This is a genomic window from Dietzia sp. E1, from assembly GCF_014145015.1.
In the GTDB taxonomy this organism is placed as follows: domain Bacteria; phylum Actinomycetota; class Actinomycetes; order Mycobacteriales; family Mycobacteriaceae; genus Dietzia; species Dietzia cinnamea_A.
Genome location: NZ_JAALDU010000300.1, coordinates 1 through 1,707 on the forward strand (window position 1 = coordinate 1; position 1,707 = coordinate 1,707).

A 1,707-nucleotide genomic window follows, 5' to 3' on the forward strand; every position below is an offset into this window, starting at 1 on the left:
CTCGACGCGGCCGCCCTGGCCGCGTTCCCCCGCCGCGACATCGACGCGGACGCCGCCGAGGGGCTCCGCCACGGACGGTGGCTCGAGGCCCGGGGTGACACCGGCGTCGTCGCCGCCGTGGGCCCGGACGGTCGTGTCGCGGCGCTGGTCTCGGAGTCCGGACGCCGCGCCGCTCCGGTCGTGGTCATGCGCCCGGCGGGGCTGTGAACCCCGCGCGTAAGGTGGTCGCCGTGCAGCTGTGGCGGACGTTCGACGAGATCGTGATCCCCGACGGCGGGACCTCCGTCGCCCTCGGGGTGTTCGACGGACTCCACCGGGGGCACCGCGCCCTCGTGGACCGCGCGGTCGGAGCGGGTCGCGAACTCGGTGCCAGCCCGGTGCTGGTGACCTTCGACCCCCATCCCGTCGAGGTCGTCCGGCCGGGCACGCACCCGTCCGTCCTCACCCCCCTCGCCCGGCGCGCCGAGCTCGCGGGGGGATTCGGCGTGGACGCCGTCTTCGCGCTGCCCTTCGACCGCGAGATGGCCTCGTGGGAGCCCGACGAGTTCGTGGATCGCGTCCTCGTCTCCGGGCTCGACGCCCGCGCCGTCACCGTCGGTCGCAACTTCACGTTCGGTCGCCGTGCCGCCGGCACCCCCGAGACGATGCGTGCCCTGTGCGCGGAGCGGGGGATCGCGTGCGAGGTGGTCGACCTGCTGGAGTCCGGCGGCGAGACCGTCTCCTCGAGTCGGATCCGGCGCCTGCTGTCGGAGTCCGACGTCGCCGCCGCCGCGGAGATCCTCGGCCGCCCCCACCGCGTCTCGGGCGTCGTCGTGCACGGCGCCGGGCGAGGGGGCCGGGACCTGGGCTACCCGACCGCCAATCTCGACCTGCCCGAGCACACCGCGGTCCCCGCCGACGGCGTGTACGCGGGCTGGTTCACCGTCCTCGACGACGGCCCGGTGGACGGGTCGATCGTCCCGGGGCGCCCGTACGCGTCCGCGATCTCCGTCGGCACCAACCCGACGTTCGGGGACGCCGCGCGCAGTGTCGAGGCGTTCGTGCTGGACGAGTCCGCCGACCTGTACGGCCGGACGGCGGCCGTCGACTTCGTCGACCACGTGCGCGACATGGAGAAGTTCTCCTCCGTGGACGAGTTGCTCGTGGCGATGGACCGCGACGTCCGACGCACCCGCACCGTGCTCGGGGCCTGACCGCGCCTGAATTGGGACCGCCGCCCCCGGCTGGTAACGTACCCGGTCGGCCCTGCTGCGGTCCGCGGCGGCGGTGGCCTCACATTTTCGCGGACTGGAACAACCAGGAGTCATCATGGCGCTGAGCACCGAAGAGAAGAAGGCCGTTCTGGCCGAGTACGGGGTCCACGAGACCGACACCGGGTCCCCCGAGGCCCAGGTCGCGCTGCTCACCCGTCGCATCCAGCAGCTCACCGAGCACCTCAAGACCCACCAGCACGACCACCACTCGCGTCGTGGCCTGCTGCTGCTGGTCGGCCGTCGTCGTCGGCTGCTCAAGTACATCGCCAAGGTCGACATCGCGCGCTACCGCTCGCTGATCGAGCGCCTCGGTCTGCGCCGCTGACACCGGCCCGCCCGGACCCGTCGACGATCCCCGCCCTCAACGTGAGGGCGGGGATCGTCCGCATCCGGGCGGCGCGGTCTCCCTCGCGTCGGGGGGGGTGTCCCTATGAGGATTGTCAAGCGTTTTGCT

The 1,707-nt window shown here is 73.1% G+C and carries 2 protein-coding genes and 1 pseudogene; all 3 read left to right on the forward strand.

The genetic code is table 11. From position 1 onward, the window contains the following. Window positions 1-207, forward strand: a pseudogene (gene truB / locus G6030_RS10550) (tRNA pseudouridine(55) synthase TruB); the annotation flags it as partial. Between the two features lie 23 nt (window positions 208-230). Then, window positions 231-1,193, forward strand: coding sequence for a bifunctional riboflavin kinase/FAD synthetase (locus G6030_RS10555; protein WP_182643089.1), 963 nt, complete (start codon window positions 231-233; stop codon window positions 1,191-1,193). A 115-nt stretch (window positions 1,194-1,308) separates the two neighbouring features. Continuing rightward, a complete protein-coding gene (rpsO, locus tag G6030_RS10560; protein WP_007632724.1) occupies window positions 1,309-1,578 on the forward strand; it encodes a 30S ribosomal protein S15 in 270 nt (89 codons plus the stop codon). Window positions 1,579-1,707: the final 129 nt, after the last annotated feature.

Bases quoted from the DNA above. Each gene is read 5' to 3' on its own strand.
- rpsO (WP_007632724.1), top strand. From the start codon at position 1,309: ATGGCGCTGAGCACCGAAGAGAAGAAGGCCGTTCTGGCCGAGTACGGG.